Raw genomic sequence first — 20068 nt, 5'->3', positions numbered from 1 at the left:
ATCAGACCTCGATCAGTTGTGTCGGCAAGCCGAAGGCCTTGGCGGCGGCGGCTTGCCGGCGGTCGGCAGTGACGAACAAATCTACCCGTGCCATCGCCGCGCCCGCCACGTGCAGCGCGTCCATCGCGCGCAGTGGCGCGACCTCCAGCGCGCGGATGGCCAGGCGTTCCAGCGACGGCGTCAGTGGCAGCACTTCCACCTCCTGCATGCTGCTGTCGATCTCACCGCAGAGGCTTTGCCAGCCCGCGACCTCCAGCCGGCCTTCCCAGCGCAGGCGCATCGCGGCCGACAGCAACTCCAGCCGGCAGTGCGGCGCCACGAGCAGGCTGTCCGCCTGCGCGATCACGGCCTCGACAGCCTCCTGGCCCGCCTCGTTGACGAAGCGCTTGAACAACGCCGAGGTGTCCACCAGCAGCTTCATCACCACGGGGCCGACTCGCGTTCTTCAACGATCATCTGTGCCGCCGTCTTCCCGTTCATGTTGACGCAGGTCACCGGCGTGACCGGCCGCTTCCAGCTCGGCACATGTTGCGCCTCAGCGGCTTTCTCCACCACCGGCACCAGCTCCGCCACCGGCTTGCCATGGCGCAGGATGCGTACGGTCTCGCCCTGTTCCACCAGGTCGAGCATGGCGGACACATTGGCGCGGAATTCGCTCAAGGGCAGGCTGTGCATGTGATTTGTACAAATCTATGGATTTGCACATTTTATGGCCGGCGCGACAATTCCGCCAATGGACTGCCGCCCAATGACCTGCCGACCGCATTGCGCCGCCTGCTGCATCGCTCCGTCGATCAGCTCGCCCATTCCTGGCCACCCGAACGGCAAGCCGGCCGGCGTGCGCTGCGTGCAGCTGGACGATGACCTGCGCTGCAAGGTATTCGGCCAGGCCGAGCGGCCGGCGGTCTGCGGCTCGCTGCCGCCGCACGAGGAGATGTGCGGCGACAGCCGCGAGCAGGCGATGCGCTGGCTGGGCTGGATGGAGCGCGAGACCGCGCCGGCTCAACCGACCTCGTCGTAGTGGAAGACCTTGGCGACGATCTGCCAGCGGCCATCGGCCCGAATCAACGTCAGGAAGTCCACATAGTCCTTGCCGAAGAAGCGGCAGCGCAGCTTGACCATCGCCGTCGTCGGCCCCGCGATGTCGATGGACAGGATCTGCTCCAGGCGCGGCGCCCGAGTGCGCGCCGGTGGGTCGCGCTGCGCGACGACGGGCAGGTACTCCGCCAGCCGCAGCAGCAGCGGCCGCGGACCGGCGGCGGTGGCGTAGAGCGCCAGCGGGTGGAAGACGGCCGCCAGCCGCTGCGTGTCGCAGTGGTAGAGGCCGTCCAGGTAGGTTCGCACCAGCGCGGTGATCTCCTCAACGGCGGTATGGGTCATCGCCCCGCCCCGGCCGCGGTGCGGGCGCGCAGGCGGGTGACGGTCTCGCCGGCCACCCCCCAATTGTCGGTATCCACCTCCTCGATGACGACGAAGGTGGCCGCCGGGTCCTTGCCCAGCACCTGAACCAGCAGGTCGGTGGTTTGCCGGATCAGCGTGGCTTTCTGTTCGGCGGTCACGCCTTCTCGGGTGACCTGGATGAGCACGTAGGGCATGGCCGCTCCTTCAGTGCAGCAGGCCTTCGGCCTTCATGGCGGCCTGCACCGCCGGGCGGTCGGCCACGCGGGCCTGGAAGTCGTTCAGCCGGGCCAGGTCCGAGATGTCCAGCTGCACCGGCGGGCACCAGCCCAGCAGCACGAACAGGTAGGCATCGGCCACGGTGAAGGCGTCGCCGGTGAGATGGCGCTTGTCCGCCAGCTGCTCGTCCAGGAAGGCCAGCTTCTTCTTCAGCAGGCCGCGGAGCGTCTGTGCGGCAGTGCCATCCACATGGCCGTGGAAAAGCGGCGTGAAGGACTTGTGGATTTCCGAGGTCAGGTGGTTGCACCACTCCAATACGCGCAGCCTTGCCAGCGTGCCGGGCGGCGGCAGCAGCTCGTGGGCGCCCCCGGTGTCAGCGATGTACTGCATGACGACCGGGCCTTCGGAGATGCGCGTGCCGTCGGCCAGTTCCAGCAGCGGCACCTGGCCCTTCGCGGTCAAGGCGTAGAAGTCCCTGCCATCGTCTTCCACGCGGTGGCGTGCGAGGTTCACGCGCGTCAGCGTGAAGGGGGCTGAGGTTTCACGCAGCACGATGTGCGAGGCCAGCGAGCAGGCGCCGGGGGCGTAGTAGAGCTTCATAGCAGTCCGGGAGGTCAAGGAAAGCTCATGCTATTGATAGCCGACAGGTCCACAAACCAGCCTAGACTCAAATCACTTTAGGCCTGGATGTCCACAATGAACCGGCAATTCGAAGGCGTGCAACTGGGCGGCATCGAGCTGTTCTGCCTGGTGGCCCAGCACGAGGGCTTCACCGCCGCAGCGCGGGCGGTCGGGCTGACGACGGCGGGCGTCAGTCGCTCGGTCAACCGGCTGGAAGCCCGGCTCGGCGTGCGGCTGCTGGCGCGCACCACACGGCGCGTGCGCCTGACGCCGGAGGGCCAGCGCTTCTACGAGCAATGCCGCGAGGCGCTGCACCAACTGGCCGCGGCCGAACGCGAGGTCACCGGCCTGCAGGCGCTGGCCTCGGGGCTGGTGCGCGTCAGTCTGCCCACGTCCTATGGCCACCTGCGGGTGCTGCCGGTGCTGTCCGAGTTCTTGGCCCGGCACCCCGGCGTGCAGCTGGAGCTGCAGCTGAGCAACCGCAACGTCAACTTCGCCGAGGAGGGCTTCGATCTCGCCATCCGCGGACGTCATCCGCCCGACTCCGGGCTGGTCGCGCGCAAGCTGGAGGACGCCGCCCTCGTCGTCGTGGGCACGCCGGCCTATCTGCAGCGCCACGGCCGGCCGCAGTCGCTGCAGGAGCTGGACGCGCACGAGTGCATCCAGTTCCTGTTGCCCAGCACGGGCGCGCCGGTGCCCTGGATGTTCATGGCGGGCGGGCAGCTCGTCGAGCACCCCACGCGCGGCCGGCTGCGCTGTGCCGACGACATCCTCGGCCCCGTCACGCTCGCGCGCTCCGGCGCGGGCCTGGCGCAGACCTACCGCTTCCTCGTCGAAAGCGAGCTGCGCGACGGACAGCTGCAGGAAGTGCTGACCGAGCACGCTGGCGCCTCGCGGCCGTTCTCGCTGCTCTACCCGGCCCACCGCCACCTGCCGCTGCGTGTGCGCGTGCTGCTGGACTTCCTCGTCCAGCGTTTCACCGCGACGGCCGGGCCTGCTGGACGGCCTGCGTTGAAGGCTCAGCCGGCCGGCTGAGCCGCGCGGCGGGCACCATGCCAGCGTGCCCGGAACGCCGCCGCGCGCGGATGGTCCCAGTATTTGTCGAAGAAGTAGTGCAGCACCGTGTTCGCCAGCGGTTCGATGAAGGTGACCGCGCCGGCGATGGCGACGCTGCCGGTCAGCGCGTATGTGATGCCGAAAGAAGTGCCGAGGTGCAGGATGCCGAAGCTGGCAGTTTTGGCCATGGTCTCTATCGCCGATCTGATTTGAATAGCCAAATGCTAATGATTCTCAGCTTCGGGAGCCAATCAGTTCCGGCTATCCCGCTCATCGGCATTTACGCTCCGGCGCCATGACGCCGACCGACCCCCCGCTCCCACCCGACAGCCTGCTCGCGCGTCTCGCCAGGCAGCGCAGCGCCTTTGCCGATGCCTACACGCTGGTGATCGGCTGGCCGTCTGGCGCCACGCGGCAGGCGGCGGGGCACGCATGGGCTGGGTCTTCCACGCCCTGCTTGGCTTTCACCGCCGCTATTCGCGCGCGCTGCTGGCGGCCGCCGCGCGACGGCTCTAGGGCTGAATGCCCTTGCCGGGGACCTTGTCCGTCACCGGCTGCCGGCTCGCCAGATCTTCGATCCAGGCCTCGCAAGCCTCGGCCGCAATGCGGCCAGCCACACGGTAGGCCTTGCCGGCCTCCGGCGTGAAGGCGACGTCGCCCTGCACCTGGCAGGTCGGGTTGGTCAGCGCGAGGACGGGCGCGGCGTATTGCGTCGTCGCCTGCAGCCGCACACGGACGGGGCGCAGCGGCAGCTCGTTCGTCAGGGCAACCGGCGCCACCGCAAAGCCGCGGCCCTGGCTGGCACGCACGGTGGCCATGCTGGTGGTTGCCAGGCGCCGCCCGTCCACCTGCGTCATCTCGAACACATGCAGCCGCTGGTCGCTGACCTGCACCGCCTGGTCGGCCACGTTGGCCGTCGGGCCGGTGTAGTCGGGCGGCGTGGCCGGCTCCAAACTCGCGCAGCCGGCCAGCGCCAGCCCTGCCAGGGCAGCGCCGGCCCTCATCGGGCGACCGCGGCACGCATGGACCGCGCCACGTAGAACAACGCCACGACCGTCAGCGCCAGACCGATGACGACGCCCGGCATCACCTGGGCCCAACGCAGCGTCTCGCCCTTCAGCACGGCCAGCATCAGCGTGTTCTGCGCAAGGCCTGGCACCCAGAGATACCACGGCGCATCGCCGCCCGGGTTGAGCAGGCCGACCATCGGCGCCAGGCTGACGGCCGTGATGACCAGGGTGCTGCTGGCCTGCGCTTCCTTGAAGGTCTTGGAGCGGATGGCCAGGGCCATCAGCACCGCCGACAGGCCGGCGGCCAGCGGGATCTGCAGCAGCCAGAAGGCCGCCACCTCGCCCAGGCCGAACTGGAACATGGCCTGCAGGCTGTCGCTCCTGAGCAGCCACTGCGCCGGCACGAAGCTCAAGGAAGCAAGCAGTGCCACTGCCATTCCCAGCAGCGCGACGGCGCCCCACTTGCCCGCCACGATGGCGCCGTGCGGTGCGGGGTTCATCAACAGCGGCTCCAGCGAGCCGCGCTCGCGCTCACCCGCCGTGCTGTCCAGCGCCGCCGTTAGCGCGCCGTAGAGCACGGCCATGATGATGAACATCGGGATGATGCTGGTCAGGCGAGCCGCGCGGGCCTGCACGCTGGCGAGGTCGCGGTCCTCAATGTCCACCGGCTCCAGCAGCTCGGTGGACACGCCGCGGATCGCCAGGGTCAGCGACGCGCGCTCGCGGTTGAAGCCCCAGAGCAGGCCCTTGATGGCGCCCACGCCGCCGCTGGCACGCTGGTTGGCGCTGTCGCTGACCACCTCCACCGTCGGCGCCTCGCCGGCCAGCAGCTTGGCCTCGAAGTCCGCCGGCACCACCATCACCGGCTCCAGCAGCGTGGTGGCACGCAGCTGGGCTTCGTAGTCGGCCGGCGCGGTCTTGACCGTGTAGGTCTGGCGTTCGATGAAGTTCTTCAGCGTCGGCGCATGCTCGATGCCCACGGCCATCAGCTCGCGCCGCTCGGCGCGCTCCTCGAACGAGGCGATCAGGCCCGACAGCGCCATCAGCAGCAGCGGGCCCATCAGCAGGGCGGGGAGAAGCAGGCGCAGCAGCGTGCGCCGGTCGCGCAACGCGTCGCCGAGCTCCTTGATGAAAACGATCCAGCCCTTGTTCATGCGGCCACCTCTTCGGGAAATGCGAGCGTGACGAAGGCGTCCTCGAAGCGCGGTTCACCCGCCTGTTCGAGCAGCTCCGGCACGCTGCCGCGCGCCACGCTGCGCCCATGGGAGACGATCACCACCTCGTCGCAGAGCAGCTCCACCTCCTGCATGATGTGCGTCGACAAGACGATGCATTTGCCGCCGCCCTCGGCGCTGCGCAGCCAGCGCAGGGCCTCGCGCAGCGCGCGGGTGGCCAGCACGTCCAGGCCGTTGGTCGGCTCGTCCAGCACGATGTTGGCGGGGTCGTGCACCAGGGCGCGGGCCAGCGCCGTCTTCATGCGCTCGCCCTGGCTGAAGCCATCGGCGCGGCGGTCCAGGATGGCCTGCATGTCCAGCAGCCGGGCCAGCTCCTCGGCCCGCGCGTTGGCAGTCTCGGGCGCCATGCCCTGCAGGCGGCCGAAGTAGGCGATGTTCTCGCGGGCACTCAGGCGTGGGTACAGGCCGTGGGCGTCACCCAGGATGCCCATGCGCGCCAGGGCTCTCAGCGGTGCGTCCTGCACGGTGATGCCGTCGCAGCCGATATGACCTGCGTCGGGCTTGATCAGGCCGGCCAGCATGCGCAGCGTGGTTGTCTTGCCCGCGCCGTTGGCGCCCAGCAGGCCGGTGATGCGGCCATTCGCAGCGCTCACGCTGACGCCTTGCACGGCATGCACGATGCGCTTCTTGCCTCGCTTGAACAGGCCGCCGCCGGTCTGGGCGACGAAGTGCTTGTGAACGTCTTGGATCTCGATCATTTCGGCGCCTTTGCTTGAACCGGCTGGACGGGCTGTACGGGCTGGATGGCCGGCGGCCGCGGGACGCGTGTTGCGCAGGCGGCGTCCTTCAGGAAGCCCTCGGGCAGCGCAGCCTCGTCGGTCTTGGCGTCGATGAAGCGGAACATGACATCGCGCACGCAGCCCACGGCCATGACGCCATGGCCGGCTTCTGGCACGACGAGATGCTGCACGCGCGCCGGGTTGCCGGCGGAGAGCAGCCGGGCCACGCGCTCGCCGTGGCGTGCCGGCGTGGCGGGATCGGCGCCGCCACTCATGAGCAGCACGGGGCTGGGCGCGGGCGGGATCTTGTAGAAGTCCGCCGGCACCTCGCCGCGGGGCCAGGTCTTGCAGACGCGGGCATACATGTCGGCGTCGACACGGCCGAAGTCCGCCGCCGGGGCGTCGCTCGCCTGCGCCAGGCGCGGCACATCCTCGGCGCAGATGACCGAGAAGTGCATGCCCATTGCCAGCTTCATGCCCTTGCCCGTGCCGAAGGCAGTCGTGAGGCCGAACAGGCCCTCGAAGCGGCCATCGGCTGCGGCTGCATGGAGGGCAGCGGGCAGGGCCGCGGCCAGCGCGGGCTGGTAGAGCGGCGGCCGCACGGCGCGCAGCAGCAGCTCGCGGTCGACCGTGAATCGCTCGGGCACGCCGGTCAGCGGGTGAGCGACGCTGACCTGGCGCGGCAGCGAGTCCAGCAGCTTGTGCCAGTCAGCGCGCAGCCCGGGGTGGGTCTTGATGTGGGCGTCGATGAGCTTGTCCAGCGCCGCCTGGGTGTCAGGCGAGAAGCTGGCCGGCAGCACCATGTCGGGCGGCGCCACGCCATCGAGGATGGTGCGGCGCACCTTGGCCGGGAACTGGCGCAGGTACTCCAGCGCGGCGCGCGTGCCGTAGCTGCCGCCGATGAGGTTCCATTGCGGCACGCTCAAGTGCTCGCGCACGGCGTCCATGTCCTGCATGGCGATGGTCGTCGTGAAGAAGCGCAAATCCCCATGCGGGAGCTTCTCCAGCGCCGCGCGGCATGCGTCCAGGCGGCGCATCTGCGCGGCCGTGTCGAGTTGCTCGGTGATCGGCAGCTTGCTGTCGTCCGGGCAGTCGAGCGGCGCCGACCTGCCGGTGCCGCGCTGGTCGATGAAGACCAGGTCGCGCCGGTTGTTCAGCCGCCCGAGCCGCTGCAGCACCCGGGGCGCCACGTTGATCGCGCTCTGGCCGGGCCCGCCGGCCAGCATCAACACGGCGTCGGGCTGCTTGTTGCGCGCCATCGCCGGCACGACGAGATAGTGGATGTCCACCTTTGCGCCGTCCGGCCGCGCCGGGTCGAGCGGGCGTTGCAGGCTGCCACACAGCAGCTCGTTGGGAATGCCGTCGATGCGGCAGGGCTTGAGCGCCGCAGCCGCGTGGGCCAGCGACGGGCCGAGCAGCAGGGCTGGGACGAGAGCGGCGAGCGCACAGGCGCGCCGGGCGGGCAGGGGCATGACAGGGCTTTCGGGGACGGGTTGGCCGCGAGTATCCAGGCCCCCGCGTGGGTGGGCGCCGGGTCAGCGTCGGCCGGCGGCCGGGTCGGTTGAATGGTCCCGGATGCGTGATGAATGGCAGGCCTGTGCTACTTTTGCGCTGCGCGTGGCGCCGCTGCAAGCGCCTGCCCACCTCAACATACCGACAGCGGCCCCGCCGCGAAGAAAGGCAGTGCGTGCAGACACTCGACGAGATGCGTGATCGTTGCCTGCTGACCCGCGAGCAGCATGCCGAGATTGGTGCCTGGGTCAGCCAGGCGCGCACCCCCGAGGCCATCATGGCCATGCCCGAGGGCCTGTGGCGCACGCTGGAACTGGCCAGCGTGCTGATGGACGTGGACGCCGACCTGCGGCGCGAGCCGCTGCTGTCGGACGGCTGATTCAGGCCTTGGGCTTCATCAAGCCCTGGCAGGCCGACCTGGCCTTGGCATCGGCCGCATCCAGCTTGCCGCAGACACCGTCCAGCTGCGCCTTGAGGCGGCCCACGGCGGCGGCCTGTGTCGGGCTTTGGTTCCAGCTCCCCAGCAGGCTGGCGACGCGCTTGAGCGACCGTTCGCTACGCTCGTGGAAGGCGCCGGGGTCCTTCTCGGCCTCGGCGAACAGCTGGGCGGCGGCCTTCTCGATGCGCGGCGTGTCCTCGGGCGATAGCTCCACCAGTGCGGCCAGGTAGCCCGAGCCCCACTGCAGCCGCGTCGCCGGGCCCTCGCTCTTGTTGAAGGCCTCTTCGTACCAGCGCAGCGCGTCCAGCTTGCGGCCCTGCTTCTTGGCGTTGCCGCCCAGCTGGCTCATCAGGTAGTAGGGCGAGTGGCTGCGCGCCAGGGCCGACTTCAACAGCTCGTCGCTCTCCTTCCACAGGCCGGCGCGGCCCAGCAGGTGGGCCGCTTGGGTGATGACGGCCTGGCGCTCGAAACCGTCGGTGATCTCGCGGTTGGCACGGCTGGTCTGCTCGCGGGCCTCGGCCAGCAGCGCGGCGGGGATGCCCTTCGGATTCGGCTCGTCCTTGGCCGTGTCGATGCGGGCCAGGTCGATGCGGGCCTGCAGCGCGTTCAGCCGGTCGGCGCGCGACAGCGTCGAGTCTTCGTTGAGGCGCTTCAGCGCGGTGTCGAACGCGGCGACGAGGGCCGTGCGCGACTCGCCCACGGTCGGCGCCAGCGCCTTGACGAGGTCTGGCGCCTCATTGCCCAGCACGTCCATCTGCGCGCGCGCCTGCGCCGGGTCGGCCAGCACGCCGCGCAACCGTGGCAGCTGGGCGGGGTCGGCCGCCTTGCCCTCAGCCAATGCGCCGATGGATTTCAGCCACAGCCGCGTCGTCGTCTCCGCATCCCCATGGTTGGCGCACTCGCTGGCCTTGGCCACCTGGGCCAGCGTCGCCGGTCGCTCGGCCACGGGCAGCAGCTGCTGCTCGTCCGTCTCCCAGCCATAGAAACCCAGCAGCCGCCATTCATTGGCTGACAGCTTCCTGCCCGCCCGGGCATCGGCCAGCACGGCCTTGACCGGCCGGCCGCTGGACAGGCCCAGCTGCAGCACCTTCATGACCTGGGCCGCGTCGGCCTCGCCGGGCAGGCGCGTGACCTCGCTGCCGTTGGCGTTGAACAGGATCAGCGTCGGGTAGCCACGCACCTTGAAGCGCGTGCCCAGCTTTTGCGCGCCGGGCGCGTCGCCGTCGATGCCGACCGCGACGAAGGCCTTGCTCTGCTCGATGAAGTCGGCGCGGTTGAACAGCGTGGCCTTGAGCTGGTTGCAGGGCGGGCACCACTTGGCGCCCCAGTACAGCAGCACCGGCTTCTTCTCGGCCTTGGCCTGCACGAAGTAGCGGTCGATGTCGGCATCGGCCGCGGCGGCCTGCCAGGACACGCCCGGGCCGGTGGCGGCGCGGGCGGCCGGGGTGGCGGCCAACAAGAAGGCGGTAGCCAGGGCGGCGAAACAGGGGTTGAGCTTCATCGGGCCTGTGGTGTCGATCGTGTCGAAGCCGGGATTGTCCGCCTCGTCCGGCGCCGCAGAATCCGCGCATGCCGAATAAGCGCAATCTTCAGTTGGATAACGCGCTGGCCGCGTTGCGCGGGCAGGCCCGCCCGGAGGCGCTCGATGCCATGGCCCGGTTCGGCCTGACTGGCGAGGCTCGCCTGGGACTGGCCGTGCCGACGCTGCGCGCGCTGGCCCGCGAGTTCAAGCGCGACCACGAACTGGCGCTGGCGCTGTGGGATACCGGCATCCCCGACGCCCAGATCCTGGCCAGCATGGTGGCCGAGCCCGCGAAGCTGACGGTCGAGCAGATGGACCACTGGGTGGCGGGCATGCGCGCCTGGGACGTCTGCGACCAGGCCTGCACCAACGCCTTCGTCAAGAGCCCGCTGGCCTGGGATGCCATCCCGCGCTGGGCGGCGCGCGAGGCGGAATTCGAGAGGCGCGCCAGTTTCGCGCTGCTGGCCGTGGCCGCCGTGCACCACAAGACCCGGCCGGATGCCGACTTCCTCGCCCGCCTGCCCTTGATCGAAGCCGCAGCCGGCGACGAGCGCCATTTCGTCAAGAAGGCCGTGAACTGGGCGCTGCGCCAGATCGGCAAGCGCAGCGGTGGTTTGCGTGAGCCCGCGCTCGCCGTGGCGCAGCGGCTGTGTGGCGTTAGCGAGAAGTCGGCGCGCTGGATCGGGGCGGATGCCCGCCGCGAGCTGAGCCGGGACGGCGGCTAGCGGCTCGGCGGATCACCGAAGAGCGCGTCCAAGTGCGGGGATCAAGCGATAAGGAACCTGACCCTATTTTTAATCCCCCTTTTGGGTGAGTTGGGGGGGAGGCCTCTCCAGCCCTCCCCCGTCGTTCCACCTTCCGGGTGATGGCCGGCGGAAGGGCTGGCGCCGATGCTGATGGTGTGACGTTCTCCACCGCGTCCAACCCTCAAGCCCGGGAGCCCAACATGCAATTCTTCAGCTCTTCGCAACAAGCCTGGTCCACCGCCAAGCTGCCGATGACTCAGGTACAGCGGCCCCGCGCAAACGGTGGCAACGGCGTCAACGCCAAGGCGGAGGTCGGCGGCTGGTTCGACTCCAGCTTCGACCTGGCCACCGGCCTGGAAGTCTCGGAGCAGGACAACGACACCCTCTACCAACTCTGGGAACTCTCCCAGCGCTGAGCCGCTCAGAGCGCGCAGGCCAGTTTGGTGCCCTGCAGGATGGCTCGCTTGGCATCCAGCTCGCCGGCCTCCAGCGCACCGCCGATCAGGTGGACCTTGACGCCGGCCGCCCTCAACGGCGCCTCCAGCTCGCGCAGCGGCTCCTGACCGGCGCACAGCACGATGGTGTCGGCCTCGATCAGCTGCGCGTCTGCCCGCTTCTCGCCATAGCTGACCCACAGCCCCTCGGGTGTGATCTGCTCGTAGTTGACGCCCGCCAGCATGTCGACGTGCTTCATCTTCAGCGCCGCGCGGTGGATCCAGCCGGTCGTCTTGCCCAGGCCCGCGCCGGGCTTGCCGGCCTTGCGCTGCAGCAGCGTGATCTGCCGCGCGGGCGCCTCGGGTGCGGGCCGCAGCAGGCCGGCACGCACCTGCTCGGGGTCGCCCACGCCCCAGTGCCTGCGCCAGGCTGCCGGGTCCAGCGTCAGCGAGTGGCCGGCCTCCAGCAGGTACTCGGCCACGTCGAAGCCGATACCGCCCGCACCGACGATGGCCACGCGGCCGCCGACCGGTTTCTCGTGCCTGAGCACGTCGATGTAGCTCAGCACCTGGCCGCGCGCCTGGCCTTCGGCCTGGCCGTTGATGCGTGGATCGCGGGCGCTGACGCCGGTGGCCAGCAGCACCTCGTCGAAGCCCTTGAGGTCTTCTGCCGAGACGCGGCAGTTGAGCTTCAGCTCCACGCCGGTGATCTCGATGCGGCGGCGGAAATAGCGCAGCGTCTCGCTGAACTCCTCCTTGCCCGGGATGCGCCTGGCCATGTTGAACTGGCCGCCGATCTCCGCCGCGCCGTCGAACAGCGTCACCGCATGGCCGCGCTCGGCCAGCGTCGTCGCCGCGGCGAGACCCGCCGGGCCGGCGCCGACGACGGCGACGCGCTTCTTCCTGCCCTGCACGGGCTTCAGCACGATCTCCTGCTCGTAGGCCGCCCGCGGGTTGACCAGGCAGGTCGAGATCTTCTGCGCGAAGGTGTGGTCCAGGCAGGCCTGGTTGCAGGCGATGCAGGTGTTGATCTCGTCGGCCCGGCCCTGGCGGGCCTTCTTGACGAACTCCGAGTCGGCCAGGAAAGGCCGCGCCATCGACACCATGTCCGCACTGCCATCGGCCAGCACGCCTTCGGCCACCTCGGGCATGTTGATGCGGTTGCTGGTGATCAGCGGCGTGGTGATGCCCTCGGCGCGCAGCTGGGCGCGCACTTTGGCCGTCACCCAGGCAAAGCCGGCACGCGGCACGCTGGTCGCGATGGTCGGGATGCGTGCCTCGTGCCAGCCGATGCCGGTGTTGATGAGGGTTGCGCCGCCGCGCGCCACGCGCCGCGCCAGCTCCAGCACCTCGTCCCAGCTGCTGCCATTGGGGATCAGGTCCAGCATGGACAGCCGGTAGATGATGATGAAGTCCGGCCCGACCGCCTCGCGCATGCGCGCCAGGATCTCCAGCGGCAGGCGCATGCGGTTCTCGTACGACCCGCCCCAGTCGTCCGTGCGCTGGTTGGTGTGGGTGACGAGGAACTGGTTGATGAAGTAACCCTCGCTGCCCATCACCTCCACGCCGTCATAGCCGGCCTCGCGCGCCAGCTTAGCGCAGCGGATGAAGGCGCGGATCTGCCGCTCGATGCCACGTGCCGACAGCTCGCGCGGCGTGAACGGCGTGATCGGGCTCTGGATGCGCGACGGCGCCACACACAGCGGCGAGTAGCCATAGCGGCCGGTGTGCAGGATCTGCAGCGCGATCTTGCCGCCCTCGGCATGCACGGCGTCCGTGATGATCTTGTGGCGCCGCGCCGCGCCCGAAGTCGCCAGCGTGCCGGCAAACGGCTTGGCCCAGCCCTCGATGTTGGGCGCGAAGCCGCCCGTGACGATCAGGCCCACCTCGCCGCGCGCGCGCTCCGCGAAGAACACGGCCATGCGTTCGAAGTGCTTGCGCCCGTCCTCCAGCCCGGTGTGCATGCTGCCCATCAGCACGCGGTTCTTCAGCGTCGTGAAGCCGAGGTCCAGGGGGGCGAAGAGGTGGGGGTAGTTCATGCGGCGCATGCTAACGACGCGCCCACGCCGGAATTGGAGTGCTCTCCTCACCCCGGCGCCGCGCGGCTCAGGGTCTGTCCTTGGCAACAGTTCTTCACCGGCTGCTAGCGCGTGGAAATCGTGACATCCTCGGCATGAGTTCTAATCGCGAGTCCGCATTGCAGGGATAGGCCCGGCGGTTTGGTTTTTTCGGAGAGTTCTCGATGCGATTCACCCCCTGGGCCACCCGGCTGGTCTTGACGCTGAGCCTGTCGGCCACTGCCTTCCTGACCGCCTGCGGCGGCGGAGGCAAGGACGGCGACAGCAACACGCAAGTGCGCCTGCTCAACGCCACGCGTTCCTACAACTCGCTCGATCTTGAGGTCGACTCGAAGAAGATCAACACTGCGGTGGCCTACGCCAGCGTCGGTGACTACGGCAGCGTGAACACTGGCGCCACGGCCAGCAAGGTCACCACCAACCCCGTCGGCACCAGCATTTCGGCGACCACGCCGACGCTGACCGGCGGCACGAACTACACCTACATCACCTACGGTTTTGCCGGTGCCATCCGCACGACGCTGCTGCAGGAATCGGAAACAGTCCCTGCCGCCAACAAGGCCAAGCTGCTGGTTCTGAACCTGGCGCCCGACGCGGGCGCCCTGGATGTTTACGTCACGGGTGCTACGGATCCGCTCGACTCGGCCACTCCCCACACCACCAACCTGCAAGGTGGCTCCGGCAGCGGCTACGGTGAAATCAACTCGGGCACCTTCCGGGTGCGCGTGACCGGCTACAACAAGCGCAGCGACCTGCGCCTGGACATCCCGGCCATCACGCTGGACTCGGCCAGCGTCAATACGCTGATCCTGACCGCCACCGATGGCGGCGTGCTGGTCAACGGCATCACCTTGGTCCAGAAGGGCGTCGCCAAGAACTTTGCCAACACGCAAAGCCGCGTGCGTACCGTCGCTGCGCTCAGCGCTGCCGGTGCCGTGACCTCGTCGCTCAACGGCCAGACGATGTTCAACGGCGCCATCAGCCCGCTGATCAGCGACTACGTCACCACGGCCTCGGGCGCGAGTACGCTCAACGTCGCCGTCAATGGCGTCAACCGGGCTTTCGCGGCACCGACGCTCGGCGTCGGCAAGGATGCGACGTTGCTGGTCTGGGGCGACCCCGCCAATCCGCAGCTGACCGTGCTGGACGACGACAACCGCCTGCCCACCGTGTCGGGTGAAGTCAAGATCCGCCTGGTCAACGCCCTGCCCACCTCGGGCGCTGGCCTGAACGTTGCATTCGGCTCGATTGCCTCCAACGTGGCGGCCGGCAGCGCTTCGACCTTCGGTACCACGTCGTCTTCGGCGACCGGCGTGCAGGTTGACCTGACCGTACCGGCCGGCACCATCTACACGAATAGCGCGCTGGTCTTCCCGGCCAACAGCGTGTGGACCTTCTTCGCGGTGCCGACCACGTCGGGCGTCACGACGACGGCTCCCATCGCCGGCCTCGCTGCGCTGCCCAAGCGCGAACGCCCGTAAGCCTCACGCCCATCAGCAAGGCCCCCGTGCCCACCGGCCCGGGGGCCTTGTCCTTTTCTGGCGGCAAGATGTTGCCTGTGTCCCCGCCCACCCGCTTGCACCTGCAGCGCCTGCGCCAACTCTGGCGCAGCGCCGGCTGGCCCTGTCAGGATCTCGTCGAGGTCGAGCTGCTGGCGGCCGGCTGGATCGAGCGCCTGCGGGAGGCCGATGGCCGCGAGCGCCTGCGAGTGACGGACGCCGGTGTCGCCCTCATCGCCGCCTCGCTGAGCCGCAACCGTGCCGCGAGGGATAGCCACGAAGCGCTGGTCGAGCGCGTCGCCACCGAGATGCAGCGCGCCGGCCGCATCGCCTGGCGCGGCCTGGCACTGCGCGCCGGCCTGCCGCAGGAGGACGGCAGGACTCTCTGGGTCAATGCCATGCCCGACGTCTATTCCATCCGCCACAGCACCGTCGAGGACTACCTCGAACCGGCCGTCCATGAGATCAAGGTCAGCCGTGCCGACCTGCTCGGCGAACTGCGCCGCCCGCACAAGTCCGCCGCCTACCGCGCGCTGTGCGGCCAGTGCTGGTTCGTCATCAAGGCGGGCATCGCCGATCCAGACGAGATTCCCGGCGAGTACGGCGTGCTCATAGGCCACGCCACCCACCTCGAACTCGCCCGCCCGGCGCCCAAGCGCGCCTGCAAGCCCGACTTGGCCACCTGGATGGCGCTGGCCCGCGCCACGCCACTGCTGCCGCCGGACGACGATCCACAATGGCCACTCTGAACGGAGCCCGCCATGGCCACAGCCAACAAGACCGTGCCGACCGACGCTGATGTCGCCGCCTTCTTCGCCGCCCAACCCGAGGCCCGCGCCGCCGACTGCCGGGCGCTGGCCGCGCTGATGCACCGCGCGAGCGGCCATCCGCCGCGCCTGTGGGGAAAGATGGTCGGTTTCGGTGACCACCACTATGTCTACGGAAGCGGCCGTGAGGGCCACACCTTCGAGATCGGCTTCGCCAGCGGCGCCGGCGGCAAGGGCGACATCAGCCTCTATCTGGCCTGCGACGCCAGCGTCCATGCCGCCTTGCTCGCCCGGCTCGGCAAACACCGCGCCGGCAAGGGCTGCGTCTACATCAAGCGCATGGCCGACGTGGACGAGGGCGTGCTGGCTGAGCTGTGCGAGGCCGCGCTCAACGAAGTGCGCCGATGAGCGACGCCCTGCCGGCCGCCACCTGCCCGCGCTGCGGCGGCGGCTTCGCCTGCGGCGCGGCATCAGGTCCAGCCGCCCATTGCGACTGCTTCGGCATCCGCTTGAGCGACGCGCAGCGCGCCGCGATCGCTGGCCAATGGCCCGGGCGCTGCCTTTGCATGAACTGCCTGCGCGATCTTGGGGCGACGCCGGTGCTGACGTCCCCATCGAGCGGCGTGCGGGCATGATGGCCGCCTGATGCCAGTCACGACCACCCTCGACCGCCTCGCGCCGCCCCTGTTCATCTTCATCTGGGCCACCGGCTACATCGTCGCCAAGCTGGCGGCGCCCTATGCCGACCCGCTGACCTTCCTGGCCTGGCGCTATGCCGGCGTGGTCTTGCTGATGCTGGGCCTGGCCCTGGCCGCTCGTGCGGCCTGGCCGTCGCGGCGCGACATGCTGCACCTGGCCGTGGCCGGCATCGGCATCCAGGCGCTCTATCTGGGCGGTGTCTGGGTCGCCATCCGCCAGGGCCTGCCGGCCGGCACGGCGGCACTCATCGTCAACCTGCAGCCGGTGCTGGTGGCCGCACTGGCGCCGCTGATCGGTGAACGCGTGACGCCGCGCCAATGGCTGGGCGTCGCATTCGGGCTGACCGGCGTGGTGCTCGTCATCGGGCACAAGCTCAACATTGGCGGCAGCTATGGCGCGCCGCTGCTGCTCTGCGTGATGGCGCTGCTGGCCATCACCGGCGGCACGCTGTACCAGAAGCGCTTCGTGCCGCAGTTCGACCTGCGTACCGGCCAGGTGGTGCAGTTCTTGGCGGCGCTGGCCGTCACGCTGCCGCTGGCCTGGTGGCTGGAGCCGATGCGCATCGAGTGGAATGCGCCGGTGCTGGTCGCCATGGCCTGGAGCATTCTGGTGCTGACGGCCGGCGGTATCAGCCTGATGTTCTACATGCTGCGCCATGGCCGCGTGACCGCCGTGTCCAGCACCATGTATCTGGTGCCCTCTGTCACCTCGGTGATGGCGTGGTTGCTGTTCGGCGAGACACTCGGCGCACAAGCCATCGCCGGCATGGTGGTGACGCTGCTCGGCGTCTACCTTGTCGTCGGGCAGAGAAGGCCGGAGACGATGCCATGACCCCCCGAGCACACCACAAGTTCTGGCCGGCCCGCCTGCCGCACGCCATCGAGCCACCGGCCACGGCCCTGCCCGACAACCTGTTGGTCAGCGCGCGCCGGTTCCCGCACCGGCCGGCCCTGGTCTACCTGGGCCACACGACGACCTATGCCGAGCTGGCCGCACAGGTCGAGCGCCTGGCCGCCTGGCTGGCCGAGCGCGGCGTGGGCAAGGGCGAGCGCGTGCTGGTCGGCCTGCAGAACTGTCCCCAGCTCGTCATCGCCCACTACGCCATCCTGAGCGCCAACGCCGTCGTGGTGCCGGTCAACCCGATGAACAAGGCGGCCGAACTCAAGCACCTCATCGAGGACAGCGGCGCCGTGCTGGCCATCACCAGCGCCGACCTCAGCGCCGAGTGGCTGGCCGCCGGCATGGCGGCGGCTGACCTGCTGATCACACGGCTTGCAGAGGTGCTGCCCGGTGGCCAGACCGATGGCGCCGGTCTGCCGGCAGGCTGGGCCGACTGGCTCAACGCCGACATCGCCTTGCCCGCCGGCGCCACCGCCTGGGTCGACGCGCTGGCCTGCACCGCCTTGCCGCCCGCCACCACCGTCGGTGCCAACGACCTCGCGCTGCTGCCCTACACCAGCGGCACCACCGGTCACCCCAAGGGCTGCATGCACCGCCACCGCAGCCTGCAGCACAACGTCTTCGCGGGCGCGCTGTGGGGAGGTGTCAGCCATGAGGACGTGGTGCTCGGCGTCGTGCCGATGTTCCACATCACCGGCATGGTCGTCGTCATGCACGGCACGCTGGCCGCAGGCGCCGCCCTGGTGCTGATGCCGCGCTGGCAGCGCGAATACGCCGCCCGCTTGATCAAGGACCACCGCGTCACGCGCTGGACCAACATCCCCACCATGGTCATCGACCTGCTCGCCAGCCCGCAGGTCGACAGCTTCGACCTCGGCAGCCTGGTCACCATTGGCGGCGGCGGCGCGGCCATGCCCCAGGCCGTGGCCGAGCGCTTGTGGCAGCGCTGGGGCCTGCGCTACATGGAAGGCTATGGCCTGACCGAGACCGCCGCGCCCAGCCACACCAACCCCTACGACGCACCCAAGCAGCAGTGCCTGGGCGTGCCCTACCTGAGCTGCGATGCCCGCGTGGTCGACCCCGACACGCTGCGCGAACTGCCGGTGGGTGAGGCCGGCGAGATCATCGTCAACGGCCCCATGGTGTTCGACGGCTACTGGCGCCAGCCCGAGGCGACCCGGGGGGTCTTCGTCGAACTCGAGGGCCGGCCCTTCTTCCGCACCGGCGACATCGGCTATGTCGATGCCGACGGCTATTTCTTCATGACCGACCGGCTCAAGCGCATGATCAACGCGAGCGGTTTCAAGGTCTGGCCGAGCGAGGTCGAGAACCTCATGCACGCCCATCCCGGCGTTGCCGAGGCCTGCGTCATCGCGGCCCCCGACACCTACCGCGGCGAGACGGTCAAGGCCGTGGTCGTCAGGCGCGCCGGGCATGAGGCGCTGACGGAGGAACAGCTGCGCGACTGGTGCCGCGCCAACATGGCCGCCTACAAGGTGCCAGCGCGCATCGAGTTCGCCGACAAGCTGCCCAAGAGCGGCACGGGCAAGGTGATGTGGCGGGCGCTGCAGGAGCGCGAGCGCGGCAGGTGAGTGACGTCTCACGCGTAACCGCGCTCGTGCGGAATACACCGTGGTTCATGGCCGCGCTGCGGGCGGGGCGTGACCTGGGCTTGGCGCGCTGGTGCATCGGGGCGGGTGCGCTGCGCAACCTCGTATGGGATGCGCTCCACGACCAGCCTAGATCGGCGCTGGCCGATGTGGATCTGGCCTACTTCTGCACGCAGGACCTCAGCGCCGCGCGTGACGCCGCGCTGCAACTTCACCTCGCGGAAGTGCTCCCCGATCTGCCCTGGGAAGTCACCAACCAGGCTGGCGTGCACTTATGGTTTGAGCGGCATTTCGGTCATGCCGTCCAGCCATTGCAGTCGCTGGAGGATGCCGTCGCGACCTGGCCAGAAACCGCCACGGCGGTCGGCGTGTGGCTCGACGGTGCCGATGCGCTGCACGTCATCGCGCCGCATGGGCTGGCTGACCTGCTGGGCATGCGCATTCGCCGCAATCCTGTGCGCGTCAGCATCGACATCTACCGCCAACGCTGCGCCACCAAGCGCTACGCGGAACGCTGGCCCCGCGTTGTTGTGGAGCCGACGTGAGCCGGCCGAGTGGACCAATGCGGTTGCCGGGCCAACTCCGCCGCAGTGGCCTCGTCAGCGGTCACTGCGAATTCGTTGCTGCTACGTTCCACGAAATAGGCCGAGCGATAGCGCTGCAGCAGCCCGCCGAGTGCTCTGCGGGCTTCGCCCGGCAGGCCGTTGAAGGTCAGGGTCAGCGTGGTCATGGGCGGATGGTCCTTCCAAAGTCTGATGGGCTGGTGCCATCGGCCCTTTCTTGAACGCCAGTGCGCCGCTGTGGTTGACGGCGGGGTTGATACGTTGTGTGAACGTCAAGCGCGTCCCGGCATCGCTTGCTGAGCAACCGCCTCGTCCAGACGCTGATGTGCCGCGCCGTCCGGGATGACGGGCAGCTGGTGCTTCGCCTGCAGGTAGTGATGCGTGAAGACGCCCAGGTAGGCCCGGAGCGTGTTGCCGGCGGCCGCGTCGCCCGCAAGGTCCAGGCACCACGCGGCCACCTCGCTGGTGCAGAAATGCTCGCCGCAGCGTGAGCGGCGCAGCCGGTACTGCGAGGCGCCGGTGGGCGTCAGGCTGAGCACCGGCATGTGGTTGAGGTAGGGGCTGCGGCTGAACATCTTGCGCGCCTCGGACCAGGTGCCGTCCAGCAGGATGAACAGCGGCCGCCTGGGCGCGCCGTCCTGGCGCGCGGCGCACGGCCGAATGGCTTGAACCACCCGTTCAGGCGCCGCGTACTCGCCTGGGAACACGACGTAGCAATCCCAGGCCGGATCGCTCAACAGCGCGATGAGCGCGGGATCGACTTCGGTTCGCGACCAGCCGAAAGCAAAGGTGTCGGCGACCAGGTCCGCGATCAGCCAGCCGGTGTTGGTCGGCTTCAGCGGCTCGATGTCGGCCATCAGAAGACATACCGCCGCACGCGTGTTCACCGATGGCCGCAAGGCGCACATGCAATGCGAGGCGACCAGCCGGCAGCCCTCGCAGCGTTCGCGCTTGAAGCCGCCGCGGGCCGTGAACGGCTTGGTGGCGCTTGCCAGGCGCGCCGCGCGCAGCAGGGATACCGCATGGGACATGCCCCATTGT

General features: G+C 69.4%; 26 protein-coding genes. 12 read left to right on the top strand and 14 right to left on the bottom strand.

The genetic code is table 11. From position 1 onward, the window contains the following. Nucleotide 1: 1 nt before the first annotated feature. Together ACT6S0_RS10700 and ACT6S0_RS10695 are read right to left on the bottom strand one after the other, a co-directional pair. Nucleotides 2-421, bottom strand: coding sequence for a type II toxin-antitoxin system VapC family toxin (locus tag ACT6S0_RS10700; protein WP_444763882.1), 420 nt, complete (start codon nucleotides 419-421; stop codon nucleotides 2-4). Next, entirely contained in the window at nucleotides 421-675 is a 255-nt protein-coding gene (locus ACT6S0_RS10695) for a type II toxin-antitoxin system Phd/YefM family antitoxin (protein WP_444763870.1), read from the bottom strand. The genes ACT6S0_RS10700 and ACT6S0_RS10695 overlap by 1 nt, the downstream gene beginning before the upstream one ends. A 73-nt stretch (nucleotides 676-748) precedes the next feature. Here ACT6S0_RS10695 and ACT6S0_RS10690 point away from each other — a divergent pair, with 73 nt between their 5' ends. Further along, nucleotides 749-1021, top strand: a complete 273-nt coding sequence (locus ACT6S0_RS10690) for a YkgJ family cysteine cluster protein (protein WP_444763869.1) — start codon at nucleotides 749-751, stop codon at nucleotides 1019-1021. Here the strand turns inward: ACT6S0_RS10690 and ACT6S0_RS10685 are convergent. Genes ACT6S0_RS10685 through gstA form a run of 3 tightly spaced genes read right to left on the bottom strand, consistent with a single transcriptional unit; the run spans nucleotide 1003 to nucleotide 2217 of the window. Then, nucleotides 1003-1380 carry a nuclear transport factor 2 family protein gene (locus ACT6S0_RS10685; RefSeq protein ID WP_444763868.1) on the bottom strand — a complete coding sequence of 126 codons (378 nt, stop codon included), beginning with the start codon at nucleotides 1378-1380 and terminating at the stop codon, nucleotides 1003-1005. The two genes, ACT6S0_RS10690 and ACT6S0_RS10685, sit on opposite strands and share 19 nt — an antisense overlap. Further along, nucleotides 1377-1595, bottom strand: a complete 219-nt coding sequence (locus ACT6S0_RS10680; RefSeq protein ID WP_444763867.1) for a 2-hydroxymuconate tautomerase family protein — start codon at nucleotides 1593-1595, stop codon at nucleotides 1377-1379. Before ACT6S0_RS10680 ends, ACT6S0_RS10685 begins: the two co-directional genes overlap by 4 nt. A 10-nt stretch (nucleotides 1596-1605) precedes the next feature. Continuing rightward, nucleotides 1606-2217: a glutathione transferase GstA gene (gstA, locus tag ACT6S0_RS10675; protein WP_444763866.1), complete on the bottom strand. Its 612-nt coding sequence runs from the start codon at nucleotides 2215-2217 to the stop codon at nucleotides 1606-1608. A 96-nt stretch (nucleotides 2218-2313) separates the two neighbouring features. Between gstA and ACT6S0_RS10670 the strand changes: the two genes are divergently transcribed. Next, nucleotides 2314-3273 carry a LysR substrate-binding domain-containing protein gene (locus ACT6S0_RS10670; protein ID WP_444763865.1) on the top strand — a complete coding sequence of 320 codons (960 nt, stop codon included), beginning with the start codon at nucleotides 2314-2316 and terminating at the stop codon, nucleotides 3271-3273. On the opposite strand, the gene ACT6S0_RS10665 is transcribed toward ACT6S0_RS10670, so the two are convergent. The 5 genes from ACT6S0_RS10665 to ACT6S0_RS10645 all read right to left on the bottom strand — a co-directional run bounded on the left by ACT6S0_RS10665 (nucleotide 3258) and on the right by ACT6S0_RS10645 (nucleotide 7730). Beyond that, nucleotides 3258-3482, bottom strand: a complete 225-nt coding sequence (locus ACT6S0_RS10665; protein ID WP_444763864.1) for a DUF2061 domain-containing protein — start codon at nucleotides 3480-3482, stop codon at nucleotides 3258-3260. The genes ACT6S0_RS10670 and ACT6S0_RS10665 overlap by 16 nt on opposite strands. Before the next feature lie 324 nt (nucleotides 3483-3806). Next, entirely contained in the window at nucleotides 3807-4298 is a 492-nt protein-coding gene (locus ACT6S0_RS10660) for a hypothetical protein (RefSeq protein ID WP_444763863.1), read from the bottom strand. Next, the gene (locus tag ACT6S0_RS10655; protein WP_444763862.1) at nucleotides 4295-5458 is read right to left on the bottom strand and encodes an ABC transporter permease; all 1164 of its coding nucleotides are present in this window, start codon (nucleotides 5456-5458) and stop codon (nucleotides 4295-4297) included. The genes ACT6S0_RS10660 and ACT6S0_RS10655 overlap by 4 nt, the downstream gene beginning before the upstream one ends. Then, nucleotides 5455-6237, bottom strand: a complete 783-nt coding sequence (locus tag ACT6S0_RS10650) for an ABC transporter ATP-binding protein (RefSeq protein WP_444763861.1) — start codon at nucleotides 6235-6237, stop codon at nucleotides 5455-5457. The genes ACT6S0_RS10655 and ACT6S0_RS10650 overlap by 4 nt, the downstream gene beginning before the upstream one ends. Further along, nucleotides 6234-7730 (bottom strand): alpha/beta fold hydrolase, encoded by a 1497-nt coding sequence (locus ACT6S0_RS10645; protein WP_444763860.1) that lies wholly within the window; start codon nucleotides 7728-7730, stop codon nucleotides 6234-6236. The genes ACT6S0_RS10650 and ACT6S0_RS10645 overlap by 4 nt, the downstream gene beginning before the upstream one ends. 215 nt (nucleotides 7731-7945) lie before the next feature. Between ACT6S0_RS10645 and ACT6S0_RS10640 the strand changes: the two genes are divergently transcribed. Then, nucleotides 7946-8149 carry a hypothetical protein gene (locus tag ACT6S0_RS10640; RefSeq protein WP_444763858.1) on the top strand — a complete coding sequence of 68 codons (204 nt, stop codon included), beginning with the start codon at nucleotides 7946-7948 and terminating at the stop codon, nucleotides 8147-8149. 1 nt (nucleotide 8150) lies between these two features. Here the strand turns inward: ACT6S0_RS10640 and ACT6S0_RS10635 are convergent, their stop codons facing one another. Then, nucleotides 8151-9710, bottom strand: a complete 1560-nt coding sequence (locus ACT6S0_RS10635; protein WP_444763857.1) for a thioredoxin family protein — start codon at nucleotides 9708-9710, stop codon at nucleotides 8151-8153. Nucleotides 9711-9778: 68 nt separating this feature from the next. Here ACT6S0_RS10635 and ACT6S0_RS10630 point away from each other — a divergent pair, with 68 nt between their 5' ends. Both ACT6S0_RS10630 and ACT6S0_RS10625 read left to right on the top strand, forming a co-directional pair. Continuing rightward, nucleotides 9779-10456 carry a DNA alkylation repair protein gene (locus tag ACT6S0_RS10630; protein ID WP_444763856.1) on the top strand — a complete coding sequence of 226 codons (678 nt, stop codon included), beginning with the start codon at nucleotides 9779-9781 and terminating at the stop codon, nucleotides 10454-10456. Nucleotides 10457-10677: 221 nt separating this feature from the next. Beyond that, nucleotides 10678-10893: a hypothetical protein gene (locus tag ACT6S0_RS10625; protein WP_444763855.1), complete on the top strand. Its 216-nt coding sequence runs from the start codon at nucleotides 10678-10680 to the stop codon at nucleotides 10891-10893. A 5-nt stretch (nucleotides 10894-10898) separates the two neighbouring features. Here ACT6S0_RS10625 and ACT6S0_RS10620 read toward each other — a convergent pair whose 3' ends face one another. Continuing rightward, nucleotides 10899-12959, bottom strand: coding sequence for an oxidoreductase (locus ACT6S0_RS10620; protein WP_444763854.1), 2061 nt, complete (start codon nucleotides 12957-12959; stop codon nucleotides 10899-10901). A 194-nt stretch (nucleotides 12960-13153) separates the two neighbouring features. Here ACT6S0_RS10620 and ACT6S0_RS10615 point away from each other — a divergent pair, with 194 nt between their 5' ends. The 7 genes from ACT6S0_RS10615 (at nucleotide 13154) to ACT6S0_RS10585 (ending at nucleotide 19009) form a co-directional block, all read left to right on the top strand. Next, nucleotides 13154-14470 carry a DUF4397 domain-containing protein gene (locus ACT6S0_RS10615; RefSeq protein WP_444763853.1) on the top strand — a complete coding sequence of 439 codons (1317 nt, stop codon included), beginning with the start codon at nucleotides 13154-13156 and terminating at the stop codon, nucleotides 14468-14470. A 68-nt stretch (nucleotides 14471-14538) separates the two neighbouring features. Further along, entirely contained in the window at nucleotides 14539-15237 is a 699-nt protein-coding gene (locus ACT6S0_RS10610) for a hypothetical protein (protein ID WP_444763852.1), read from the top strand. A gap of 12 nt (nucleotides 15238-15249) precedes the next feature. After that, the gene (locus ACT6S0_RS10605) at nucleotides 15250-15663 is read left to right on the top strand and encodes a DUF1801 domain-containing protein (RefSeq protein WP_444763851.1); all 414 of its coding nucleotides are present in this window, start codon (nucleotides 15250-15252) and stop codon (nucleotides 15661-15663) included. After that, entirely contained in the window at nucleotides 15660-15890 is a 231-nt protein-coding gene (locus tag ACT6S0_RS10600) for a cysteine-rich CWC family protein (RefSeq protein ID WP_444763850.1), read from the top strand. The genes ACT6S0_RS10605 and ACT6S0_RS10600 overlap by 4 nt, the downstream gene beginning before the upstream one ends. 10 nt (nucleotides 15891-15900) lie before the next feature. Then, nucleotides 15901-16785, top strand: a complete 885-nt coding sequence (locus tag ACT6S0_RS10595) for a DMT family transporter (protein ID WP_444763849.1) — start codon at nucleotides 15901-15903, stop codon at nucleotides 16783-16785. After that, the gene (locus ACT6S0_RS10590; protein ID WP_444763848.1) at nucleotides 16782-18446 is read left to right on the top strand and encodes a long-chain-fatty-acid--CoA ligase; all 1665 of its coding nucleotides are present in this window, start codon (nucleotides 16782-16784) and stop codon (nucleotides 18444-18446) included. Before ACT6S0_RS10595 ends, ACT6S0_RS10590 begins: the two co-directional genes overlap by 4 nt. 47 nt (nucleotides 18447-18493) lie before the next feature. Then, the gene (locus ACT6S0_RS10585; RefSeq protein ID WP_444763847.1) at nucleotides 18494-19009 is read left to right on the top strand and encodes a nucleotidyltransferase family protein; all 516 of its coding nucleotides are present in this window, start codon (nucleotides 18494-18496) and stop codon (nucleotides 19007-19009) included. On the opposite strand, the gene ACT6S0_RS10580 is transcribed toward ACT6S0_RS10585, so the two are convergent. Further along, nucleotides 18967-19194: a hypothetical protein gene (locus ACT6S0_RS10580; RefSeq protein WP_444763846.1), complete on the bottom strand. Its 228-nt coding sequence runs from the start codon at nucleotides 19192-19194 to the stop codon at nucleotides 18967-18969. The two genes, ACT6S0_RS10585 and ACT6S0_RS10580, sit on opposite strands and share 43 nt — an antisense overlap. A 105-nt stretch (nucleotides 19195-19299) precedes the next feature. Next, entirely contained in the window at nucleotides 19300-20058 is a 759-nt protein-coding gene (locus tag ACT6S0_RS10575) for a tRNA-uridine aminocarboxypropyltransferase (protein ID WP_444763845.1), read from the bottom strand. Between the last annotated feature and the right edge of the window lie 10 nt (nucleotides 20059-20068).

This window comes from Roseateles sp. (assembly GCF_052436255.1).
In the GTDB taxonomy this organism is placed as follows: domain Bacteria; phylum Pseudomonadota; class Gammaproteobacteria; order Burkholderiales; family Burkholderiaceae_C; genus Pelomonas.
The sequence above is the reverse complement of the archived record's forward strand: the minus strand, read 5'-3'. Positions and strand labels throughout refer to the sequence as shown.